The sequence below is a fragment of the Nonomuraea sp. NPDC001684 genome, from assembly GCF_053596515.1.
On the sequence record NZ_JBSFGJ010000643.1, the window covers coordinates 1 to 4,013 of the forward strand.

4 protein-coding genes are annotated in these 4,013 nt (G+C 72.3%); 2 read left to right on the plus strand and 2 right to left on the minus strand.

Going from position 1 to position 4,013, the window contains the following annotated elements; all coding sequences use genetic code 11:
- Both ACWCSD_RS49165 and ACWCSD_RS49170 read right to left on the minus strand, forming a co-directional pair.
- Window positions 1–551: biotin carboxylase N-terminal domain-containing protein (locus ACWCSD_RS49165; protein ID WP_449926180.1), on the minus strand; the 551-nt coding region annotated here is incomplete at its 3' end.
- A gap of 2 nt (window positions 552–553) precedes the next feature.
- On the minus strand, window positions 554–2,122 hold the full coding sequence (locus tag ACWCSD_RS49170) for a carboxyl transferase domain-containing protein (RefSeq protein ID WP_387664371.1): 1,569 nt from the start codon (window positions 2,120–2,122) through the stop codon (window positions 554–556).
- Window positions 2,123–2,231: 109 nt separating this feature from the next.
- Here ACWCSD_RS49170 and ACWCSD_RS49175 point away from each other — a divergent pair, with 109 nt between their 5' ends.
- Window positions 2,232–2,783, plus strand: coding sequence for a TetR/AcrR family transcriptional regulator (locus ACWCSD_RS49175; RefSeq protein WP_358285980.1), 552 nt, complete (start codon window positions 2,232–2,234; stop codon window positions 2,781–2,783).
- Window positions 2,784–3,014: 231 nt separating this feature from the next.
- Window positions 3,015–4,013: thiamine pyrophosphate-dependent enzyme (locus ACWCSD_RS49180; protein WP_449926183.1), on the plus strand; the 999-nt coding region annotated here is incomplete at its 3' end.

A 4,013-nucleotide genomic window follows, 5' to 3' on the forward strand; every position in this document is an offset into this window, starting at 1 on the left:
CCGTCGCCGAACGCCGCCCGCGCCGTACGGCGGGCCGACTCCAGCGCGTCGGGCAGCTCGGCGGCCGAGCGCACCAGCACCATGCCCTTGCCGCCGCCGCCCGCGGACGGCTTGATCAGCGCCGGGAAATCGGCCCACTGCGCCAGGTCGTCGCCCGGCTCGGCCCCGCCGGGGACGACCGGCACCCCGGCCGCCGACACGGTGGCCTTGGCGCGGATCTTGTCGCCCATGGCGTCGATGGCCTCGGGGGACGGGCCGACGAAGACGAGCCCGGCCTCGGCGCAGCGCCGCGCGAACGCGGCGTTCTCGGCCAGGAAGCCGTAGCCGGGATGCACGGCCTGCGCGCCGGAGGCGAGCGCCGCCTCGACAATCGCCTCGATGTCCAGATATTTCGAGACTTCGAGGGCGATGTCTGCTTCGCGGGCGTGCCTGGCGCCCGCGTCCGGCGGCGTGAACACCGCCACCGACTCGATGCCGAGCGCGCGCAGCGTCCGGACGACCCGGACGGCGATCTCGCCCCGGTTGGCGATGAGAACACGGTCGAAGAACATGATCACATCCGGAAGACGCCGTAGCCGGCGGGTTCGAGCGGCGCGTTGGCCGCCGCGGACAGGGCCAGGCCGAGGACGGTGCGGGTGTCGAGCGGGTCGATCACGCCGTCGTCCCAGAGCCGGGCGGTGGAGTAGTAGGGGTTGCCCTGGTGCTCGTACTGGGCGCGGATGGCGTCGGGGTCGGCGTTGCCGACCGTGGTCAGCACGTTCGCCGCCTGCTCGCCGCCCATGACGGAGATGCGGGCATTGGGCCACATCCACAGGAACCTGGGCGAGTACGCGCGTCCGGCCATGGCGTAGTTGCCCGCCCCGAACGAGCCGCCGATCACCACCGTGAACTTGGGCACCCGCGCGCACGACACGGCCGTGACCATCTTGGCGCCGTGCTTGGCGATGCCGCCCGCCTCGTACGCCTTGCCGACCATGAACCCGCTGATGTTCTGCAGGAACACCAGGGGGATGCGGCGCTGGTCGCACAGCTCGATGAAGTGCGCGCCCTTCATCGCCGACTCGCTGAACAGGATGCCGTTGTTGGCCACGATGCCCACCGGGTGGCCGTGCAGGTGGGCGAAGCCGGTGACGAGGGTGGAGCCGTACTCGGCCTTGAACTCCAGGAAGCGCGAGCCGTCCACCAGCCGGGCGATGACCTCGCGCACGTCGTAGGGCTGGCGGGTGTCGGCCGGGACGAGGCCGTAGAGGTCGCGCGGGTCGTGCCGCGGCTCCTCGGGCGCGACCGTGTCCCAGGGACGGGGGGCCCGGGGGGCCAGCGTCGAGACGATGTCGCGGACGATGGCCAGGGCGTGGGCGTCGTCCTCGGCCAGGTGGTCGGTGACGCCGCTGACCCGGGAGTGCAGGTCGCCGCCGCCCAGCTCCTCGGCCGTGACCTCCTCGCCGGTGGCCGCCTTCACCAGGGGCGGACCGCCCAGGAAGATCGTGCCCTGGCCGCGGACGATGACCGCCTCGTCGCTCATGGCCGGCACGTACGCGCCGCCGGCGGTGCACGAGCCGAGCACGGCGGCGATCTGCGGGATGCCGCGGGCCGACATGGTCGCCTGGTTGTAGAAGATGCGCCCGAAGTGCTCCCGGTCGGGGAAGACCTCGTCCTGCCTGGGCAGGAACGCGCCGCCGGAGTCGACCAGGTAGACGCAGGGCAGGTGGTTGTGCAGGGCCACCTCCTGCGCGCGCAGGTGCTTCTTGACGGTCATCGGGTAGTACGTGCCGCCCTTGACGGTCGCGTCGTTGGCCACGACCACGCACTCGCGCCCGGCCACCCTGCCGACGCCGGTGATGATCCCGGCGGCGGGCGCCTGGTCGTCGTAGAGGCCGCCGGCCGCCAGCGGCGACAGCTCCAGGAAGCGGGAACCCGGGTCGAGCAGCCCGTCGACGCGGTCGCGCGGCAGCAGCTTGCCCCGCTCGACGTGGCGCTGCCGCGACCGCTCGGGACCGCCGAGCGCCGCCGCGGCCAGCCGTTCGAGCAGCTCGGCGGCCAGCCGCTCGTTGAGCTCGGCGTTGCGTTTGTACGCCTCGCTCCCGGGCTCCACGGCCGACTTCAGCACCGGCCAGTCGCTCATGAGTCCCCTCTCGTCATGGCCGAGATGTTAGTCATCATTAACGTAATCGTCTAGCATGTGAGACGTGACCACTGCCTCCCCACCTACCCGCGAGCGCGGCAGAAGGCGCATGGAGATCCTCGCCGCGGCCGCCCGGCTGTTCGCCGCCCGCGGTTTCCACGGGGTCTCCATCGAGGACATCGGGGGCGCGGTCGGCGTCTCGGGTCCCGCGCTCTACCGGCACTTCAGCGGCAAGGAGGCGCTGCTCGCCGAGATGCTGCTCGACGTCAGCTCGCGGCTGCGGGAGTCGGCGGTGGCGGTGGCGACCTCCTCGGACGGCCCGGCCGAGACGCTCGACGCGCTGCTCAACGTGCAGATCACGTTCGCGCTCGACCAGCCGGCGCTGATCACCGTGCACGACCGCGAGCTGGGCAACGTGCCCGAGCCGGAGCGGCGCAGGATCAGGCGGCTGCAGCGCCTCTACGTCGAGGAGTGGGTGACCGTGCTGGCCGAGCTGCACCCGGCGTGCCCGCCGGCCCGGCTGCGCGCGGCCACGCACGCGGTCTTCGGCCTGCTCAACTCGACGCCCCACAGCGCGGGCGAGCTGCCCCCGCACGACATGCGCCCCCTGCTGCACACGATGGCCCGCGCCGCGATCGAGGCCAGCGTTAACAATCACTAACTGACCGACGGCGATTCACGCGGTGCGAAAACCCCCGAAATGCCGTAGATATCTGCAAACGGTCCTGGATCAGGGTTAAACGGACCGGACCACAATCTGTCATGCACTCCGGCAGACGGCGGCGGCGATGACGGACATAATCAGGGTGTGGCGCGCGACACTGTTGAGACACATTTCATCCAATCCGTTGAGGCGCTGAAGTCAGGCCCCGCCCGAGATCCCGGCGGCCCGGTGCGCGAGGGCACGTCGCTCACCGGCGACCGGTGCCGGACCCTGTTCCAGCGCCAGCTCGACAGCCGCCTGCTCGACATCGCCGCCCGCTGGCTCCGCGAGCAGAACGAGGGCTTCTACACGATCGGGTCGGCCGGCCACGAAGGCAACGCGGCGGTCGCCGCCGCGGCCAGGGCGAGCGACCCGGCGCTGCTCCACTACCGGTCCGGCGCCTTCTACCTGACCAGGTCCGAGCAGGCCGGCCGGCTGCCCGAGCAGGGCCTTCGCGACGTGCTGATGGGCCTCACCGCGGCGGCCGACGAGCCGATCGCGGGCGGCCGGCACAAGGTCTTCGGCCACCCCCACCTGGCCGTCATCCCGCAGACCTCGACGATCGCCAGCCATCTGCCGCGCGCCGTGGGCGTGGCCTTCGCCATCGAACGGGCCGCCGCGCTCGGCGACCGGTCGGCCTGGCCGCCCGACGCCATCGCCGTGTGCAGCTTCGGCGACGCCTCGATCAACCACGCCAGCGCCCTGACCGGGCTCAACACCGCCTCCTACGCCACCTTCCAGGGGCAGCCGCTGCCCATCCTGTTCGTGTGCGAGGACAACGGCATCGGCATCAGCGTCCGCACCCCCAAGGGCTGGGTGGAGGCGGCGGCGCGGCGGCCGGGCATCGCCTACTTCGCCGCCGACGGCTGCGACCTGGCCGACGCCTACGACGCCGCCACGCTCGCCGTCCAGCACGTCCGCGCCAACCGCTCGCCCGCGTTCCTGCACCTGTCCACCGTGCGGCTGATGGGGCACGCCGGGTCCGACGTCGAGTCGGCCTACCGCACCCAGCGGGAGCTGCGGGCCGACATGGAGCGCGACCCGCTCGTCCGCACCGCGCGGCTGCTGGTGGAGGCCGGCCTGGAGACGCCGGAGGACCTGCTCAAGACGTACGAGTCGGCGCGCGAGCACATCCTGCGCATCGCCCTGGAGACCACCCGCGCCCCGCGGCTCGGCTCGGCCGCGGAG